This window comes from Candidatus Eisenbacteria bacterium, from assembly GCA_005893305.1.
In the GTDB taxonomy this organism is placed as follows: domain Bacteria; phylum Eisenbacteria; class RBG-16-71-46; order SZUA-252; family SZUA-252; genus WS-9.
The window spans coordinates 1-17508 of the sequence record VBOZ01000022.1 but is presented as its reverse complement, the minus strand read 5'-3'; the positions used below and the strand labels follow the sequence as shown (position 1 = coordinate 17508).

Sequence of the window (17508 nt, the reverse complement as noted above, 5' to 3'; positions counted from 1 at the left end):
CTCACGGCGGAGCGCGACGTCGCCTCGCTTGTCCCCCGCCTCGAGGAGCGCACCCACCGGCGCCGAGAGGGCGCGCCGCTCTCTGGTCTTCATGATGACATAGGATCGCTCCGTCGCGTTCAGGATCTGGTCCCTCTCCCTCGCCAGGCTAAGAAAGGCCGAGTCGGGCTCCTCGTGCTCCTGGGAGCGCTCCACCCTCACCGCCATCCGGTCGGCGAAATCGGTATAGCCGCCCGCGCGCTCGAGCACGCTCTGGATCCGGTCCACGCCGTCCTCGATCGGATAGGGCCCAGGGCGAGCGACCTCCCCCTCGACCCTCACGAAGGAAGGCTCCCGCCAGTGGGATTTCGCGGGCACGTAGAGCCTGTCGCCCTCCACGAGAGGGAGATCATCGGACCCGCCCGGGGCCATGATGGCCGCGCCCAACCGCACCGGGACCGGCTCGCGGGATCCGTCCGGCTTGAATCGTACGAGCGACGCGTCGTCGATCGACGCCGCCGGCAAGAAACCCCCGGCCAGCGCGACAAGAGTGCTCAACCGATCTCCCTCGACGAAATCGAGGCGCCCGCCGTGGGGCACCGCTCCCTGAATCTCGACTAAGCGGCCGGCCGCGGGCACGTAGACCACGTCGGTCTCGAACACGAGGGGATTTACCGTGACGTCGCCGGCCCGCGTGTAGCGAACGAGGTCGACGCTTAGGGTGTCCCCGCCGCGGCGCACCTCGATTCCACGTCTCGCCCCCGAGGGCGTCACTCCCCCCGCCGCTTCGATCGCCTCCGACGCTCGAACGGGTGCCTGGAGCACCACGACTCCGGGGTGCTCGACGTCCCCCAACACCGGAACCCGGAAGCGTCGGGTCTTGTGGAGGGTGAGCGCGAAGCCTTTGCCGCGAACGTAGGGTCGGAGGATTTCACGAACGCGCGATTGCGCTTCGCGAAGTGATAGCCCGGCGACGACGACGGGCCCCGCGTCGGGCAGCAGAAGCTCTCCCGATGGAGCGACCGTGAGAATCTTCTGATCGAGCAGATCGGAATACCGGAGACTGAACTCGTCGCCCGGCCCGACGCGATACGTATCGGGGTCGACGCGGCCTTCGATGGGAGACTCGGGCTCGGAGATCGTCCCGCCGTTTTCCGGACGCTCGTCGCCCCTCTGAAGGGTCGGGGAATCGGTCACGCCAGAAACAGGCCCTGCCGCGTGGGCGATGGACGGGAAGCTCCCGACCGCCGCGACACCCAGGAGGGCGAACCAGGCAGCGGTCGCCGCATGAAGAACAGCCTTTGTCGAGCTCAGGCCGACGATGATGCCACGGGAGGGGCGGCTCGGGAAGCTCCTGATTGGAGCCTAGGCGGCCGGCCGGGCCCGCCCCAAGAGCCGGAACGCCATGTCCTTGATCGCGATCCACTCCCGGCGCTGGATCACCAGGCCGGCCCAGGCGAGCGACGCCGCTCCCCCGATGGCAACGCCGGTCATGTCCCTGGGGCGAAGGATCGCAAGGCCGATCAGGAGGGCGAGCGATGCGCCCAGGAGCAGCGCGTTCTGCTTGCCCAGGCGGAACCCAAGCGCGCGACGCGCGAGCGCGTAGTGAAGCACCGCGTGGCTCACGTGCGCCGCGACGTACGCGAAGACCACGCTCTGGATTCCGACGCGCCCCACCAAAACGGCGAACACCGCGAGCAGGACCACGCCGTACACGACGTCGAACAATACCCATGGACGGAGCCTTTGCCGCGGCACGAGCCAGACGCCGAACATCCACGCGGCCGCGCGGAAATAGTCGCCGAGGAATTGGAACGGCAGCAAATCGAGCGCCGGGAGGAACCGCTCCGAATAAAACAGCCGGACCCAGATCGGCGCGCCGACCAGGAGGGCGGCCGACACGCCCGTCACGAGCAGGAACGCGAGGCGAATTCCGCCCGCCATCGGACCGACGGCGTCCGCGTCCCGCGGCTTGGCCGCGATCTCGGGCCAGACGGTCGCGGTGATGGAGTTCAAGATCAAAGGCATGGTGAGGCCGGAGACGCCGACGCAGACTTGGTAGATCCCGTTCTGTGAGAGCCCGAGCTTCCCGACGAGGATGCTCCGGACCACAAGGAGCGTCAGGGTCGAAGAGAGGCCTACCACGAGCGCGCTCCCTCCGTAGCGGGCGATCGTGCTGAGCAGGGAGCGGTCGATCCGCGGCTCCTCGCCGGTAAGATCCGGCGGTCGCGGCGGGGTGAGCGGCCGGAGGAAGCGCCCGCTCAGCCAGGCGTGCGCCGCGGCCACCACGACGATCTGCGCGACGGCCCCCTTCACGCCGAAGAAGTGCGCCATGGGGATGATCGCCCCGATCCCAATCGCCGCGATCAGGCCGTTCAGCTTCGCCATCTCGCGCACGGCCTCGTGCCCCTGGAGCATCGTGATCCGGAGCGAGGCGACCGCGGAAAGCGGCACCGCCGCGGCGCAGAAGAGGATGGCCCAGACGAACCCGGCGTCGCGGTAGATCCCCCGGGCGAGCCACGGCGAGGAGAGCGCCGCGAGGACGGCGAGCCCGATCCCCACGGTCCACGCCAGCGTCGTCGCGGTCCGCGTGATGCGTCGCACCTTCGCCAGGTCGCCCCGCGCGCGCGCCTCGGCGATCATGGTCACGACGCCGTTTCCCGCCCCGAGCGTGGCGAGCGGGACGAGGACCGCCGTCAAGCCCGCGAGCTGCGCCAAGACCCCGGTCCCCTCGGGACCGAGCCAGGCGGCGAGGATTTTGGATCGGAGGATCGCCGCGACGACCGTGGCCGCCGATCCCAGGCCGAGGATGGCGGTCGATCGAACGAGCCGGCGCACAGGTCGGGCCTAGCGGGCCCCGTACATCCGTTCGTAGTAGTGACGGAACTCGCCGGAGCGGATCGCTTCCCACCAGGGGCGGTGCGAGACGTACCACTCGATCGTCTCGGCGATCCCCTTGGCGAATTCGACCGTGGGGCGGAAGCCGGTCATGCGCTCCAGCTTCTCGGCGTCGATCGCGTAGCGACGATCGTGGCCCGGGCGATCGGTGACGTGGGCGAGCAGCGAGGCGGGCTTCTTCAGCTGGGCCAGGATCAGCCCCGCGATGTCGAGCACCGAGCGCTCATTCCCGCCCGCGATGTTGAAGGTCTGCCCCTCCACGTCCGGCGCCTCGAGGATCGCGACGACGGCGCGGCAGTGATCCTCGACGTGGATCCAGTCGCGCGTGTTCCGGCCGCTCCCGTAGACCGGGAGCGATTTTCCCTCGAGCGCGTTCGTGACGAACAGGGGAATCAGCTTCTCGGGATACTGATAGGGGCCATAGTTGTTGCTGCACCGGGTCACGACGGTCGGAGTTCCGTGCGTCGCGAAATACGAATAGGCGAGCCGGTCCCCCCCGATTTTCGACGCGGCGTAGGGATTTCGCGCCAGGAGCGGGGCTTCCTCGCGGGCCATTCCGTCCATGATCTCGCCGTAGACCTCGTCGGTCGAGATCTGGACAAAACGGCGCACCTTGGCCCGACGTGCCTCCTCGAGAAGCACCCAGACGCCGTAGGTGTCGGTGAGGACGAAGTCGGCGGCACTGTCGATCGAGCGGTCGACGTGGGTTTCGGCGGCGAAGTTGACCACGACGTCGCAGCCTTCCATCGCCTCGGCGGCGGCTTTGGGATCGCAGATGTCCCCCTTCAAGAAGCGGTACCCCGGGTCGTCCTTGAGCGAATCGAGATTCGCCAGGTTGCCTGCGTAGGTCAGCTTGTCGAGGATCGTGACGCGGCACTTCGGGAACCGGTGGCGCAGATGGTGCACGAAGTTCGACCCGATGAAGCCCGCGCCTCCCGTGACGAGGAGTCGCGCGCTGGAGAGATCGAGGCCTTTAGCCATCCTTCCGCGTCCAGTCGTAGGGGATGTCGTTCTTGTGCGGGTCGGCCCGGAACTCGTCCGGCTCTTTGTAGTTGTACGGCTCGGTCGGCGTGTTCACGAGCATGGCGGGCTCGGTGCCGATTCCCTTCATGCCGTGCCACACGCCGGGCGGGATCGTGATGAGAATGGGGTTCCGCTCCCCCATGAAGAACTCGTTGAGCTCGCCTTTCGTCGGCGAATCGTTCCGGCCGTCGTAGAGGACGACCTTCATCATCCCTTTCACGATCACGAAGTGATCGGTCTGCTTCTTGTGGTAATGCCACCCCTTCACGACCCCCGGATACGCGACCGACACGTAGGTCTGGCCGAACTTCTGGAAGAAGGGATCGTCGACGCGCATCATCTCCATCAGGTAGCCACGCTCGTCGGCGATGACCTTGAGCGGCTTCACGGTGACGCCGTGGATCAGCTTCATGTCGGTCTCCCCACGCAGGTGTACTCGAACCCTAACCGGCGGACGGCCGCCGGCTCGTAGACGTTTCGCAGATCCACAAGCACCCGCCGGCGCATCACCCGTCGCACCCGGGCGAGGTCGAGCCGGCGGAACTCGTTCCACTCCGTGACCAGCACCAGCGCGTGGGCCCCCTTCGCAGCGTCGTAGGCATCCTCGGTGAACGCCACGCCCTTGGGAACGCCCGGCGCTCCTTCTCGAACCACCGGATCGAAGACCCGGACCTTGACGCCGCGCTTGAGCAGCGCCCGGATGATGTCGAGCGCCGGCGCCTCGCGCACGTCGTCGGTGTCGGGCTTGTACGAGAGCCCCAGCACCGCCACGGTGTGCGGGCCGCGCCCTCGCAGCGAGTCGAGCACCTTCCTCGTGGCGAGCCGCCGCTGCGCGTCGTTCGTCTCGATCGCCGCGCTGGTGATGCGCATGGGAACGCCCGCCCTCCGCGCGAAATCGCGCAGCGCGCGGGTGTCCTTGGGAAGGCAGGAGCCGCCGAAGCCCGGACCGGGATGGAGAAACTTCGGCCCGATCCGCCGGTCGAGCCCGATCCCCTTGGCCACGTCGTGCACGTCCGCGCCCACCGCTTCGGAGAGATTGGCCATCTCGTTGATGAACGAGATCTTCGCGGCCAGGAACGAATTCGCCGCGTACTTGATCAGCTCCGCCGAGCGGACGCCCGTCACGACCATCGGGGTCTCGATCAGGTAGAGGGGCGAGTAGATCTCGCGCAGCACGTCACGCGCGCGGGGCGAATCCGCTCCGATCACGACCCGGTCGGGGCGCATGAAATTCTCGACCGCGGTTCCCTCGCGGAGAAACTCGGGATTCGACGCGACGTCGCACCGGGCGCCACGGCGCGCATTGCGGCGGATGATCTCCCGGACCTTGTCGGCGGTTCCGACCGGGACGGTGCTCTTCTGCACGATGAGGCGGTAGCTCGGGAGCGCCTTCGCGATCGTCTTCGCGGCCGCGAACACGTAGCGGAGGTCGGCGCGGCCGCTCTTCGCCTGCGGCGTGCCGACGCAGATGAAGATCGCCTCGCCCCAGCGGGTCGCCTCCTCCAGCGACGTGCCGAACCGCAGGCGGCGCTCGCGCACGTTCCGCGCGACCAGATCGCCCAGCCCCGGCTCGTAGAACGGGATCTCGCCCCGCTCCAAGATCTCGATCTTGGCTTGATCGACATCGACGCAGAGCACCTCGTTACCGAAGTCCGCGAAGCCCGCTCCGGTGACCAAGCCCACGTACCCGGTCCCCACGATCACGATCCGCACGAATCCCCCTTTAGCGCCCCGTCTCCCGCCGCACGCGCTCGCGCGCGTCGCGGAAGAGGTCGGCGAGCGTCTGGTCGATCGAATAGGCGGGCGTCCATCCCGTCCGCGCCTCGAGCTTGGCGGGATCGCCCACAAGATGGTCCACGTCCCGCGCGCGCAGGCGGGCGGGGTCGGTCTTCACTTGGGCGCTCACGCGCGAGATCCCGATCAGCCGGTCGAGAAGCTCGCGGAGGACGAAGCCGCGCCCCGTCCCGACATTATAGGCCTCCCCCGCTTCCCCCCGTTCGAGGAGAAGCCGGTAGGCGCGCACCACGTCCCGGACGTCCCCGTACTCCCGCACGGTGTCCAGATTCCCCACCAGGATCTCCGCCGGCGCCAAGCCCGCGTCGATGCGGGCGAGCTGGTCGGCGAACCCCGCGAGGGCGAACCGGGGCCGCTGCCCCGGACCGGTGTGCGTGAAGGTGCGGGTCCGGATCACCCGTAGGCCGTACGTCGCCGCGTAGACCTCGCCCAGCGAGTCCTGCGCCGCCTTGCTGACCGCGTATGGGTTGCTCGGCCGGATCGGCGCGTCCTCCCGGATCCGCGCTCCCGCGGGCCCCGAGCCGTAGATGTCGGCCGAGCCCACGATGAGAATCGCCGCCTTCGACGCCGCGACCCGCGCCGCCTCCAACAAATTCAGGGCGCCGAGCGCGTTCACCCGGTAGGTCGCGGCCGGGCGCTCCAGGGATTCCGCGCCCGAGGCCTGCGCCGCGAGGTGCACGATCGCGTCGGGCTTCTCCTCGCGCACCCACGCCTCCATCGCTGCGGCGTCCGTGATGTCGAGGGGTCGGTACGACGCCAGGCCCGATCGCAGCTCCCCGGCCTCCGCCATCGCGTCCAGAGACGCGTGATCCACCCCGTGAACCTCGCAGCCGCCCGCGGTGACGACATGCCCGAGGAGGTGTCGGCCGACAAAGCCGGCGACGCCGGTGACGAGGATCCGCAACGGCTACCGCGCCCGCCAGTAGTCGAGCAGATCGCGGAGGGTCTGCTCGAACGGAATCGTCGGCTCCCAGCCGGTCGCCTTCTTGAATTTGGACGCGTCGCCCAAAAGGACGGGCACGTCGCTCGGGCGCATGCGCGCGGCGTCCTGCTCGATCTTGACCTTCACCTTCGTCATTCCGAGCAGCAGGTCCAGCATTTCCCGGATCGTCCACGCGCGCCCGGAGCAGATGTTGTAGGCCTCGCCCGGCTCGCCCTTCTCGAGCGAGAGCCAGTAGGCGCGCACCACGTCGCGGACGTCGCTGAAATCGCGCCGGGCCTCCAGATTGCCGACGCGGATCACGGGAGGTTTGAGCCCCTTCTCGATGTCGGCGATCTGCTTCGCGAAGTCCGAGCAGACGAAGACGGGGCCGCGGCGGGGTCCTTCGTGGTTGAACCCGCGGGTCCGGATGATCGGGATCTTGAAGCTCATCCAGTACTGGTAGCCGAGCATGTCCTGCCCGACCTTGCTCACGGCGTAGGGGGAAAGCGGCCGCATCGGATTCGTCTCTCGGATCGGCAGCTCCTTCTCGTAGACCATGCCGTATTGCTCGCTCGAGCAGGCGAGCTGGATGCGCGGCATGATCTGGAGCTTCTTGACGGCCTCGAAGATGTTGAGCTGGCCGATAATGTTCGTGACGAGCGACTCGGTCGGCGCGGTCCACGACGTCGGGACGAAGCTCTGGGCGGCCAAGTGGGAGATCCGGTCGGGCCGAAGGTGGTCGATCACGTCGCGCACCGAGGAGGCGTCGCGCAGATCGCATTCGACGAGGCGGACGCGGTCCTTGAAGTGCTCGATGTTCTCGGTCCGGCTCCTCCACCGTTGAATGCCCATCACCTCGATGTTGGAGAGCGTGAGCAGGTAGTCAACCAGGTGGCTGCCGGCAAACCCGGTGATCCCGGTCACCAAGACCTTCATCGGTCGTTCCTTTCGGTGGAGAATCGGTCGATCACCGCGGCCTCGTAGCCCGCGATGACCGTCATCGCATCGGATGCCTCGAGAATCGGACGGCCCACGACGACGTAATCGGCCCCGCCCGCGAGCGCCTCGGGGAGGGAGAGCGTGCGCTTCTGGTCGTGCGTCGCCTCTCCCGGGCCGCGCACGCCGGGGGTCACGATCAGAAAGGGCCGCGGGAACTCCCGCCTGAGCGCGGCGAGCTCGAGGGGCGACGCGACCACCCCCGCGATCCCCGACCTCGCGCCGAGCCGGGCCAGGCCCAGTACCTTTTCCTCGAGACCGGTCCGCTCGTTCCAGAGCGCCGGGATCTCCGTACCGTCGAGGCTTGTCAGCATGGTCACGCCGAGCACGCGGGGCGGGACGTTCAGAGAACGCGCCGCCGCCGCCGCCGCGGAGAGCATCTTGGGCCCGCCCGACGCGTGGACGGTGAGGAGCGAGACCGGCAACCCTTCGAGCGCCAAAATCGCGCGCTCCACGGTCGCCGGGATGTCGTGGAGCTTCAGGTCGAGGAAGATCTCCTTCCCTCGCTCGGCCAACGCCAGAACCGCCTGGCGGCCCGAGGCGCAGAAGAGCTGGAGGCCCACCTTGTACCAGAGGATCGCGTCGCCCAGACGATCGACGTGGCGGAGTGCTACATCGAGGTCGGGCGTGTCGAGCGCGACGATCAGGTTGTCGCGCAACTTCGACTGCACTCCTGCGCGCGGCCCCGGCGTGGGACGCGTCATGACGCCCGCCCTCCGTGCTCCCGCCGGACGGCGCGCCCCGCGCGGATGATCCCGCGCCCTTCGGGGACTTCCAACGCGCCGATCAAGTCGTCGATCGAAGACGCCTTCATGCGCGCGAGGTAGGTCTCGATCTCCTCGACGCACGCGAGGGGGAGGCCCGGATCCGAGAAGAGCGCGGTCCCCACCTGGATCGCGACGGCCCCCAGGAGAAGGAACTCGATCGCGTCCGCTGGGCGGGTGATCCCGCCCATGCCGACCACCGGGATGTCGACCGCCTGAACCACTTCCCAGGTCTTGGCGAGCGCGAGCGGCTTGATCGCCGGCCCCGAGAGGCCGCCGAGCACGGTGCCCAAGATCGGCTTCCGGGTCCGCGTGTCGACCGCCATCCCGATGAAGGTGTTGACCAGGGAAATCGCGTCGGCGCCGCACTCCTCGCACGCTTCCGCGATCTCGGCGATGCGCGTGACGTTCGGGGTCAGCTTGGCGATGAGGGGAAGCCGCGTGAGGGGTCGGATCGCCCCCATCACCTCGCGCGCCATCCCCGCGTCGGTCGAGTAACGGAGTCCGTGCGGACCCACATTGGGGCAGGAGATGTTGACCTCGATCGCGTGCGCGACGCCGCACCCGTCCACGCCCCGGACCAGCTCGCAGAACTCGCCGACGTCCTCTCCTTCGACGGAGACGATCGCGGCGCACGGGAGGTCGCGGAGGATCGGCACCTTCGATTCGAGGAACCCGTCGAGACCGGGGTTCTCGATCCCGATCGAGTTGAGCATGCCCGACGCGGTCTCATAGACGCGCGGAGGCGGGTTGCCGGCCCGCGCGCGGAGGGTCACGGTCTTCGTGACGATCCCGCCGATCTTCTCAAGGGGGACGAGCCGCTCGTACTCGCGGCCGTATCCGATGATGCCCGAAGCGACGAGCACCGGGTTGCGGAGCGTGAGCGAGCCGATCCGGACCGCCAGGGACGGCTTCACGGCAGGCGCTCCCAATCGACGATCGTGGCGTCCATGACCGGCCCCTCGAGACACATCGCGGGATAGCGGCCCGAGTCGGCGCCGGGCAGGAGCGGAACGGGGCAGCCGCGACAGGCGCCCATCGCGCAGGCCATGGGGCCCTCGAGCGAAGCCTCGCACCGGATCCCGCGCGTCCGCGCGAAATCAGAGATTTCGTGAAGGAGCCCGTGAGGGCCGCAGGTGAAGACCTCCGCGGTGAGGGGCGTGTGCCCCCCTTTGGTCCACTCCCGCTCGAGCAGGTCCAGCGCGCTCCCCTCGTATCCCACCGATCCGTCGTCGGTCGCCAGATGGACCCTTCCGCCGCGGATCTCGCGCGCGCCGTACAGCTCCCCACGCGAACGGGCGCCGAAGAGGAACACGAAATCACGCTTCTTCTCCCGCAGCCGCCGGCTCAGAAAGAGGAGCGGCGCGACCCCGCGGCCGCCGGCGACGAGGATCGGCGTCCGGCGAGGACGCGGCGCGAAGCCGACCCCTACAGGGCCGATCAAATCGAGCTCTTTTCCCGAGGCGTGCGAGGCGAGGACCTTCGAGCCGCGGCCGACCACCGAGTAATAGATCCGCACCGCGCGGACGCCGCCCCGCTCGACGTACCCTTCCAGGCTGTACGGCCGGCGCAGGAGCGGCTCGCTCTCGTCCCCCACCCGAAGATGGACGAACTGGCCGGGCTGCGGCTTCCCGAAGCCGCGCGGCACCTTGAGCGAGATGAGGAAATTTCCGCGCGACACCTCGCGATTGGAGATGACCGTGCAGGGGACGAGGTTCACCGGGGCCGGTCCCGTCACTTGTCCTTCATGAACCGCTCTCGGATCTTCCTGGCGCTCTCGCGGAGCGAGTCGGCCTTGACGCTGTCCGCGTGGGTCTCCGTGACCCCCTGTCGCGGGTCCACCACCATCGAGTCGGCGGCGGACGGCGGAGGGTGGAAGACCACCTCCGGCTCGAATGAGCCGGCGCGACTCGTATCGGGGTTCGCGAGCAGCGAATCGAAGAGCTCGGTCCTCTCGTCCACGCGTCCGCTCCACTGCTTCCAGAGATAGAGCGCCGACTCGGCGTATCGGGTGCCGTGATACCTGGCGGCGATCGAGTCGGTCAACGCCATCGCCGCGGCCGTGTCACCGCGGTCGTGGGCCGTGATCCAGAGGCGCGCATACGCGGATTTCGCCGCGTAGACGCTCCGCGGGAATTCCCATTCGACTTGGCGGTAATGCATGATCGCCGAATCGGCTTTCTCGAGCTGGAAATAGTAAAGCTCCGCCATCAGAAACGCCGCGCTGGCGCGTGCCTGGGTCGTATCCGACGCCATCGCGGCCCGGTACTGCCGCAGCGTCGAGAGGTTCTGCGAGCGCCGCAGGGCCTGCGAGGAGAATTCCGACTGGGGTTGGTTCCTCAACTTGTCGTACTCCTGCCCCGCGTGGTCGAAGTCCTGGAACGCCGACTCGTAGAGATACCCGATGCGGAACTGGGCCTCGTACGCGACAGCCGTTCTCGGAAACTTCTCGACCAGATTCCGATAGCCTCCGATCGCCTCGTTCGCGCGCCCCAGGAGCGCCAGGCACTCGTTGATCCTGAGACCAAGCTCCCCCTCGCGGTTCTCCGCGATCGCATAGATCTTCCACTCTTGGAGAAAGTCGAGGGCGTCCTGGTAGCGGTGCGTCTCCCGCAGCGCGTCGCCGCGGGCAAGCGCGACATCAAGCCGCTGCTTCCCCCGGTCTTCCACCTTGAGACACCGCGCGTAGAGGACCGCGGCCGTGTCGGGGCGGGACGCGCTGAGGTAGGAGTCGCCGAGACGCCGGAAGGCGTCGGAGCGCTCATGGCGCTCCTTGGCGGCACCCAGGGCGCGATCGTACCAGTACTCGGCCGCGGGGTAATACTTGAGCTGGCTCTGCGTCTCACCCGCGAAGTAGTAGAGCTCCCACCGCCGGGGGAACTTGGGGAACCTGGTGTCCACGTCGCGGAAGATCGAGTCGGCATCGGCGTATTCCTTCCGCCGGTAGTGCGAGAGGCCCTCCATGAACCGCGCGTCCGCCACGTAGGGGCTGTTCGGGAACTTGGTCGGAAACTCCTCGAGTCGCTTGATCGCGGCAACGTAGTCCCGCTTTCCGTATAACGCCGCGCCCAACATGTAGCTGGCATCGTCCACCCATTTGCTCTTGGGATAGTCGGTGAGCAGCTTGGTGCACTGCCGGATCACGAGATCGTACTTCGTCGCGGCCTCGGGCGACGGCTCGTCGGTCAGGCTCCGCTCCTGGGCCCGGGCCCCCTCACGGTAATACTTCCTCGCGAGATAGAACGTGTTGTAGTAGGCGCATCCGGATGCGGCAACGAGGAGGATCAGTCCGAGGATTCGGAGGCCCGACGGCCCCGCGTGGAACGGTCGCATGAGCAGAGTATCGTAGCACGCGCGGGGCGGGTCCGCTATCGAACGGTCACCTCCGAAGTCTCTGCCCGGTAACAAATTCGCCCGCCTACGATCGTGAAAAGAATCCGCCCCGGAAGGTCCCAGCCGTCGAACGGCGTGTTCCGCCCTTTCGACGCGAATTCCGACGCGCGGACGGTCCACCGGCGCGACGGATCGAAGACCGTGACGTCCGCGTCCGACCCTGGAGCGAGCGTCCCGCCGTCTCTCCCCAGCACCTCGTAGGGCTTGACGGTCAGCCGCGCGATCAGCTCGGGCAGCGTCAGGTGCCCCGGCTCGACCAGGGCGCGGAGGTAGACGCCCAGCGCGGTCTCCAGGCCGACGATCCCGAACGGCGCCGAGTCGAAGTCTCCGTCCTTGTCGATCTCGGTGTGCGGCGCGTGGTCCGTGGCGAGGCAATCGATCGTGCCGTCGACGACTCCCTCGATCAGGGCGTCTCGATCCCGCTCCGAGCGGAGCGGCGGGTTCATCTTGGCGCGGGTGTCGTATTCCGCCGCCGCCTCGTCGGTCAGGACGAGGTAATGCGGCGCGGTCTCGGCCGTCATGCGGATGCCGCGGGCCTTCGCGCGGCGGATGATCTCCACCGAGCGGGCCGCGCTCACGTGCGCGACGTGCACCCGGCCTCCCGTCAGCTCCGCGAGAAGCGCGTCGCGCGCTACCATCACCGATTCCGCGGCGTCGGGGATCCCCTTGAGGCCGATCCGGGTGGAGACCCAGCCCTCGTGCATGACGCCGGCGCCCTTGAGATCGGGGTCCTCGGCGTGCTGGATCACCGGGATCTTTAGCTCCCGCGTCAGCTCGAGCGCGCGGCGCATGATCTCGGCGTTTCGAACCGGCTTCCCGTCGTCGGAGATCGCGACGGCGCCCGCCTCGACCAGATCCTGGATCTCGGTGAGCTGCTCGCCCTGCTGGCCCCGCGTGACCGCTGCGATCGGGAAGACCCGCGCGAGGCCGACCTCCCGGGCACGGCGGACGACGTACTCGACCCTGGGCCGCTCGTCCAGCGGAGGATCGGTGTTCGGCATGCAGGCGACCGCGGTGAATCCGCCGCGGACGGCCGCGCGCGTCCCCGTCTCGATCGTCTCCTTCTCCTCCTGGCCGGGCTCGCGCAGGTGGACGTGGATGTCGACCAGTCCCGGGCAGACGATCGCGCCGCGGACGTCCACGATCTCGGCGTCGGGCCGGGAGCGGAGGGCCGGGGGCGCGTCCTCGCCCCATCCCGCGATCCGACCCTGGTCGATCCAAAGATCCTGCGATCGGTCGATCCCGCGTGACGGGTCGAGAACTCTACCGCCGCGGAGACAGAGAGGGCTCGTCATGACTCTTCTTGGCCTCCACGGTGGGGGATTCGGAGATGGCTTCCGCGGACGCATCGCGCCCCGCGAGGAGATAGAGGACGGCCATCCGGACCGCCACGCCGTTCGTGACCTGTTCCAGAATGACCGAGTGCTTCCCGTCGGCGACGTCCTGGGCGATCTCGACGCCCCGGTTCATCGGGCCGGGATGCATCACGGTGACGTCGGGCTTGGCGCGGCGCAGCCGCTCGCTCGTCACGCCGTAGACCCGCGCGTATTCGCGGAGCGAGGGGTAGAGGCTTCCACGCTGGCGCTCGAGCTGGATGCGGAGAATGTTGACCACGTCGGCCCCCTCGATCGCCTCCTCGACGCTCTTCGCGACGCGAACCCCGAACCGCTCCACTTCCGCCGGCATCATCGTCGGCGGGCCCGCGATCGTGACCTGGGCACCGAGCTTCGTCAGCCCCCAGATGTTGGAGCGCGCGACGCGGCTGTGCATGACGTCGCCCACGATCGCGACCTGGAGCCCCGCGATCCGCCCGCGCCTTTCGCGCATCGTGAAAATGTCGAGAAGCCCCTGCGTGGGATGCTCGTGCGTGCCGTCGCCCGCGTTGATCACGCCCGCCTCGAGATGCCGGGCCAGGTAGTGCGGCGCCCCGGAAGACTGGTGACGGATCACCACCAGGTGAATCCCCATCGCCTCGATGTTCCGTGCCGTGTCGCGGAGGGTCTCCCCTTTGGAGACGCTCGAGCCGCTCGTCTGGAAGCTCACCGTGTCGGCGCTCAGGCGCTTCTCGGCCAGCTCGAACGAGAGGCGCGTGCGCGTGCTCGGCTCGAAGAAGAGGTTGGCGGCGGTCATCCCGCGGAGCGAGGGCACCTTGGGAATCGGCCGGTCGAGCACTTCCCGGAAGGTGCGGGCGGTGTCGAGAATCGAGACGATCTCTTCCGCGCTCAATTCCTCGAGGCCGAGCAGATCCTTTCGATGGCCCGTCATGACAGCATCTCCCCGATCGACACGCCGTCGTGACCGTCGATCTCCTGGACCTTCACCATGATGACCTCGCGGCGCGAGGTGGGTACGTTCTTCCCGACGTAATCCGCGCGGATGGGGATCTCGCGGTGTCCGCGATCGACGATGACGGCCAGATGGATCGCGCGGGGACGGCCGAGATCGATCAGCTCGTCCAACGCGGCCCGCACCGTCCTTCCGGTGAAGAGCACGTCGTCGACCAGGACGACCACCTTCTCGTCGATGTCGACGGGAACGTCGGTCGGGCCGACCACCGGCTGATGCGCGATCGTCTGGAGGTCGTCGCGGTAGAGCGTGATGTCGAGCGCGCCGACCGGAATCTCGACGTTCTCGAACTCGCGGATCCTGGCGGCGATCCGGTGGGCCAGCGGGACGCCCCGCCGCCGGATTCCGACGAGGACGAGGTCCTTCGCGCCGCCGTTCTTCTCGATGATCTCGTGCGCGATCCGGCTGATCGCACGACGCAATCCCTCGCCGTCGATGATCTCGGCCTTTTCGCGGACCTGTTCCACGGATTCACCGGCGGGCATAAAAAATCCCCTTCCGGAACCGGAAAGGGGTGTCCTTCACCGTACGCCCCTTTCTAGTCTCTCGGAACTAGTTTGAAGGGTGCTTTCGCCGCGGTCACGTTTGCTGCGGCAACTAGTGGTACTTTACCACAAGGCGCGGCTGATTTCTATACCTCCGTCCTAAGATTCCGCTATGCGCTCGGAGATTCCATGAATCGCACGGCGTCCCTGAACCCGATCTCCCGCGCCGCTATCATGATCGCGGCGCTCGCCTTCCTGGTTCGGATCGTATTCGTGTCCGTACACGAGCGGCCCCTCTTCTCGGACGAGGTCGACTACGACCGGCTCGGATCGACGCTCGCCGCCACCGGGACCTACAGCGACGACGGCCGGCCGACGGCCTACCGGCCCGTCGGCTATCCTGGTTTGGTCGCTGGGGTTTACGCCATCGGCGGGCGCCGCCCATGGGCGGTTCACCTGGCCCAGGCCGCTCTGGGCGGCATTTCGGCCCTCATGCTTTGGCTCCTCGCAGGTCGAGGACGCGCCGGCCTCTGCGCTTCGGGAGCCTGGGCGCTCTATCCCCCCTCGATCCTCTATGCCGATCTCCTCCTGCCCGAAACGGTGTTCACGACCCTTCTGCTCGTGGGGGCGGTGCTCGCGATGCGCGGCGTCTTCGCCGACCGACGAGGAAGCCTTCTCCTTGGCGCTATGGTCGGGCTCCTCGTGCTCCTCAAGCCGATGGCGCTCCTGCTCCTCATCGCGCTTCCGTTCGCGGCGCTCGTCGATCGCCTCCGGCCGACCCATTTCGCGTTGCTCACTCTGGGGGCCTTGCTCGTGATCTCCCCATGGCTCGTCCGGAACTGGATCGTCGTCGGTTATCCCACGCCCGCGACAAGCATCGGCGCAAACCTCCTCATCGGAAACAACCCCAACGCGACCGGGGGATACACGGGGCAGATTCCTCCCTCCATGATTCCGCCGGAGTCGGCTGAAGCCGAGCGCGATGCGGGCGAGATCTCGAGTGCGCTCGGGTACATCGGGAAGGACCCGCTGCGATTTCTTCGGAACGGATTCGGAAAGTTGGCGCACGTCTTCGGGAGCGAGGGCGGGATGATCGTGTGGGCATTCCACCGATCTCCCGGCGACCGTTCGACTCCTCTGCGTGAGAAGTACCGTTCGCTCCCGCTGTGGCTTCACGCGGCCGTGAGCGGCCCCTACGCCCTCGCCATGCTTCTGGGGACCCTTGGCCTCTTCACCCAGCCGCGCGGCCCCACTCGGGCGTACTTCCTCGCGTTCCTCGGCACTTCCCTGGCCGTTTACTTCGTCTTCTTCGGCGGCGGCCGGTATCATTTCCCTCTCATGCCGTTCTTCGTGCTCTTCGCGGCCCAATGGCTTGCCGGGGGGCCTACCGGTCCGGCGAAACCGGGCTGGAAAACGTACGCGGCCGTCGCGGTCATCTGGGAGGCGCTGATCGGAGTCTGGATCGCGGAGATCGTCCTGGTGCTGCGCCCTTGATGCCTCCGGAGTTGCCGGGCAGGGGCCTCGGACAACCCAATCCAGGGAGGATTCGATGCGTGGAAACAGGGCGCTTCTAGCGGCGCTCGTCTTGAGTCTAGCCGCGGCGGTCTATTTCGGGATCCGGTGGCAATCGGCGGAGCGGCGCGCCGCCCGCGTCGAGCGGCTCTCGGTCCGGCCTCCGTTCCAGCGGGTTTTGCTGGACGATCTCGAGCTGGCGCGGCTCAAGAAGCTCGGCTTGTCGGACCCGGTCCCCGCGCTCCAAGCCGACCTCTCGAGGCAAGGCGAGCTGCTTCCCTTCAAGGGAGTTCTCGGGGGAAGAATGGCGTTCTACGACAAGGACGGGATGGTGTTCCTGCCTGGGGGGTACGTCTACGCGCCGGGGGACGACGGGCACTACCTCGTCCACGCGGTCCTGCGCTACGACGTCGAGCCAGGCGGAAAGGGCACAGCCGCGGCCCCTACGATCCGCTGGACGCTCGTCGACGCCCGGAAGGACTGACGCGCGATCGACCCTACTTGTATTTGAGGAAGAGCGCGGTGACCGACTTCTCGTGCTCCGATTGGGTCGTGGAGCCGCCCGACGTGGTCGTGACCCCGCGCCTCTTTTCCCTCGTCGTCTCCCTGTAGTTCGTCGTCTCCCCGCTCTTATAGCGCTCGAGGCCCGTGATCACCACGGCGTCGGCCCCCTTCTTCTGCGCCTTCTCCATGATCTGGTCCTGGATCTTCTCGGAGCTGACAATGTCGTTCGCGGTGGCGACGACCCGCCCCATGATCTCGTACGGCTCGACCACGTCCTCTTCCGAGAAGAAGACCTCCACCTTGGTGGTGGGCGGGTAGGTCTTGCCGACGTAGTCGACGTGCGCGCACGCGCCGGCCAAGAGCAGAAGCGGAATCCAGGCGATCGTCCGTTTCATCCTCGACTCCTCATTGGGTAGATGGGATCCAGGGGCGCATCCCCGCATGCTACCACGCGTCGGAATCCGCTGGGGTCTACGCGGGGGTCTCGACAGTCAGCATGTTGGCGTCGCGGGCAAGGACCCAGACGCCGTCCGCCTGCTTCCGCACGATCGTGAGCGTGGGCCCCGAGCGGCGCGTCGGCGGCCCGTTCAGCGGGGTCGTGGTCACCGATAGCTGGGCCCAGAAGTGGGCCCAGTCCCCGGCGATGTGGATCTCCTTGATGGTGCCCGTGGATTCGATTCGATGGGTTTGAATCAAGGTCCGAAAGCCCGCCGCGAATGCATCCTTGCCGCGCATCGGCGGCCGCCCAGGCGTCAGGAAGACGGCGTCCTCGGTCATCAGGCTGAGGATCCGCTGCAGATCGCCGGCCGCGGTGGCGCGATGCCACGTCGCGACAAGCTCGCGAATCGCCTGCTCGTCGTCACTCATCAGGGCAGCGACGTGAACAGGAGGC

The 17508-nt window shown here is 67.8% G+C and carries 18 protein-coding genes; 2 read left to right on the top strand and 16 right to left on the bottom strand.

Going from position 1 to position 17508, the window contains the following annotated elements; translation table 11 throughout:
* The 14 genes from E6K79_07795 to pyrR form a co-directional block, all read right to left on the bottom strand.
* Positions 1-1176: hypothetical protein (locus E6K79_07795; GenBank protein TMQ64379.1), on the bottom strand; the 1176-nt coding region annotated here is incomplete at its 3' end.
* Between the two features lie 168 nt (positions 1177-1344).
* Positions 1345-2817 (bottom strand): hypothetical protein, encoded by a 1473-nt coding sequence (locus tag E6K79_07790; GenBank protein TMQ64378.1) that lies wholly within the window; start codon positions 2815-2817, stop codon positions 1345-1347.
* A 9-nt stretch (positions 2818-2826) separates the two neighbouring features.
* Positions 2827-3858: a dTDP-glucose 4,6-dehydratase gene (gene rfbB, locus E6K79_07785; GenBank protein ID TMQ64377.1), complete on the bottom strand. Its 1032-nt coding sequence runs from the start codon at positions 3856-3858 to the stop codon at positions 2827-2829.
* On the bottom strand, positions 3851-4312 hold the full coding sequence (locus E6K79_07780; protein TMQ64376.1) for a dTDP-4-dehydrorhamnose 3,5-epimerase: 462 nt from the start codon (positions 4310-4312) through the stop codon (positions 3851-3853). The genes rfbB and E6K79_07780 overlap by 8 nt, the downstream gene beginning before the upstream one ends.
* A complete protein-coding gene (locus tag E6K79_07775) occupies positions 4309-5613 on the bottom strand; it encodes a UDP-glucose/GDP-mannose dehydrogenase family protein (GenBank protein ID TMQ64375.1) in 1305 nt (434 codons plus the stop codon). Before E6K79_07775 ends, E6K79_07780 begins: the two co-directional genes overlap by 4 nt.
* 10 nt (positions 5614-5623) lie before the next feature.
* Positions 5624-6598 (bottom strand): NAD-dependent epimerase/dehydratase family protein, encoded by a 975-nt coding sequence (locus E6K79_07770; GenBank protein ID TMQ64374.1) that lies wholly within the window; start codon positions 6596-6598, stop codon positions 5624-5626.
* A gap of 3 nt (positions 6599-6601) precedes the next feature.
* Positions 6602-7552 (bottom strand): GDP-mannose 4,6-dehydratase, encoded by a 951-nt coding sequence (locus E6K79_07765; protein ID TMQ64373.1) that lies wholly within the window; start codon positions 7550-7552, stop codon positions 6602-6604.
* Positions 7549-8316, bottom strand: coding sequence for an orotidine-5'-phosphate decarboxylase (gene pyrF / locus E6K79_07760; GenBank protein ID TMQ64372.1), 768 nt, complete (start codon positions 8314-8316; stop codon positions 7549-7551). Before pyrF ends, E6K79_07765 begins: the two co-directional genes overlap by 4 nt.
* Positions 8313-9293, bottom strand: coding sequence for a dihydroorotate dehydrogenase (locus tag E6K79_07755; protein ID TMQ64371.1), 981 nt, complete (start codon positions 9291-9293; stop codon positions 8313-8315). Before E6K79_07755 ends, pyrF begins: the two co-directional genes overlap by 4 nt.
* Positions 9290-10114 carry a dihydroorotate dehydrogenase electron transfer subunit gene (locus E6K79_07750; GenBank protein TMQ64370.1) on the bottom strand — a complete coding sequence of 275 codons (825 nt, stop codon included), beginning with the start codon at positions 10112-10114 and terminating at the stop codon, positions 9290-9292. The genes E6K79_07755 and E6K79_07750 overlap by 4 nt, the downstream gene beginning before the upstream one ends.
* Positions 10111-11709, bottom strand: a complete 1599-nt coding sequence (locus E6K79_07745) for a tetratricopeptide repeat protein (GenBank protein ID TMQ64369.1) — start codon at positions 11707-11709, stop codon at positions 10111-10113. The genes E6K79_07750 and E6K79_07745 overlap by 4 nt, the downstream gene beginning before the upstream one ends.
* Before the next feature lie 35 nt (positions 11710-11744).
* The gene (locus tag E6K79_07740) at positions 11745-13064 is read right to left on the bottom strand and encodes a dihydroorotase (protein TMQ64368.1); all 1320 of its coding nucleotides are present in this window, start codon (positions 13062-13064) and stop codon (positions 11745-11747) included.
* Complete coding sequence (locus E6K79_07735; GenBank protein TMQ64367.1) at positions 13033-14034, bottom strand: aspartate carbamoyltransferase catalytic subunit; 1002 nt, start codon at positions 14032-14034, stop codon at positions 13033-13035. Before E6K79_07735 ends, E6K79_07740 begins: the two co-directional genes overlap by 32 nt.
* Complete coding sequence (gene pyrR / locus E6K79_07730; GenBank protein ID TMQ64366.1) at positions 14031-14600, bottom strand: bifunctional pyr operon transcriptional regulator/uracil phosphoribosyltransferase PyrR; 570 nt, start codon at positions 14598-14600, stop codon at positions 14031-14033. The genes E6K79_07735 and pyrR overlap by 4 nt, the downstream gene beginning before the upstream one ends.
* 189 nt (positions 14601-14789) lie before the next feature.
* Between pyrR and E6K79_07725 the strand changes: the two genes are divergently transcribed.
* Together E6K79_07725 and E6K79_07720 are read left to right on the top strand one after the other, a co-directional pair.
* A complete protein-coding gene (locus E6K79_07725) occupies positions 14790-16094 on the top strand; it encodes a glycosyltransferase family 39 protein (GenBank protein ID TMQ64365.1) in 1305 nt (434 codons plus the stop codon).
* Between the two features lie 55 nt (positions 16095-16149).
* Entirely contained in the window at positions 16150-16596 is a 447-nt protein-coding gene (locus tag E6K79_07720) for a hypothetical protein (protein TMQ64364.1), read from the top strand.
* A 13-nt stretch (positions 16597-16609) separates the two neighbouring features.
* Here the strand turns inward: E6K79_07720 and E6K79_07715 are convergent, their stop codons facing one another.
* Entirely contained in the window at positions 16610-17011 is a 402-nt protein-coding gene (locus E6K79_07715) for a hypothetical protein (GenBank protein TMQ64363.1), read from the bottom strand.
* Between the two features lie 76 nt (positions 17012-17087).
* Positions 17088-17483, bottom strand: coding sequence for an SgcJ/EcaC family oxidoreductase (locus E6K79_07710; GenBank protein ID TMQ64362.1), 396 nt, complete (start codon positions 17481-17483; stop codon positions 17088-17090).
* Positions 17484-17508 lie beyond the last annotated feature (25 nt).

Bases quoted from the DNA above. Each gene is read 5' to 3' on its own strand.
- E6K79_07765 (TMQ64373.1), bottom strand. From the start codon at position 7,552: ATGAAGGTCTTGGTGACCGGGATCACCGGGTTTGCCGGCAGCCACCTG.
- E6K79_07740 (TMQ64368.1), bottom strand. From the start codon at position 13,064: ATGACGAGCCCTCTCTGTCTCCGCGGCGGTAGAGTTCTCGACCCGTCA.
- E6K79_07710 (TMQ64362.1), bottom strand. From the start codon at position 17,483: ATGAGTGACGACGAGCAGGCGATTCGCGAGCTTGTCGCGACGTGGCAT.
- E6K79_07720 (TMQ64364.1), top strand. From the start codon at position 16,150: ATGCGTGGAAACAGGGCGCTTCTAGCGGCGCTCGTCTTGAGTCTAGCC.
- E6K79_07735 (TMQ64367.1), bottom strand. From the start codon at position 14,034: ATGACGGGCCATCGAAAGGATCTGCTCGGCCTCGAGGAATTGAGCGCG.
- E6K79_07780 (TMQ64376.1), bottom strand. From the start codon at position 4,312: ATGAAGCTGATCCACGGCGTCACCGTGAAGCCGCTCAAGGTCATCGCC.
- rfbB (TMQ64377.1), bottom strand. From the start codon at position 3,858: ATGGCTAAAGGCCTCGATCTCTCCAGCGCGCGACTCCTCGTCACGGGA.
- E6K79_07715 (TMQ64363.1), bottom strand. From the start codon at position 17,011: ATGAAACGGACGATCGCCTGGATTCCGCTTCTGCTCTTGGCCGGCGCG.
- E6K79_07745 (TMQ64369.1), bottom strand. From the start codon at position 11,709: ATGCGACCGTTCCACGCGGGGCCGTCGGGCCTCCGAATCCTCGGACTG.
- E6K79_07725 (TMQ64365.1), top strand. From the start codon at position 14,790: ATGAATCGCACGGCGTCCCTGAACCCGATCTCCCGCGCCGCTATCATG.
- pyrF (TMQ64372.1), bottom strand. From the start codon at position 8,316: ATGACGCGTCCCACGCCGGGGCCGCGCGCAGGAGTGCAGTCGAAGTTG.
- pyrR (TMQ64366.1), bottom strand. From the start codon at position 14,600: ATGCCCGCCGGTGAATCCGTGGAACAGGTCCGCGAAAAGGCCGAGATC.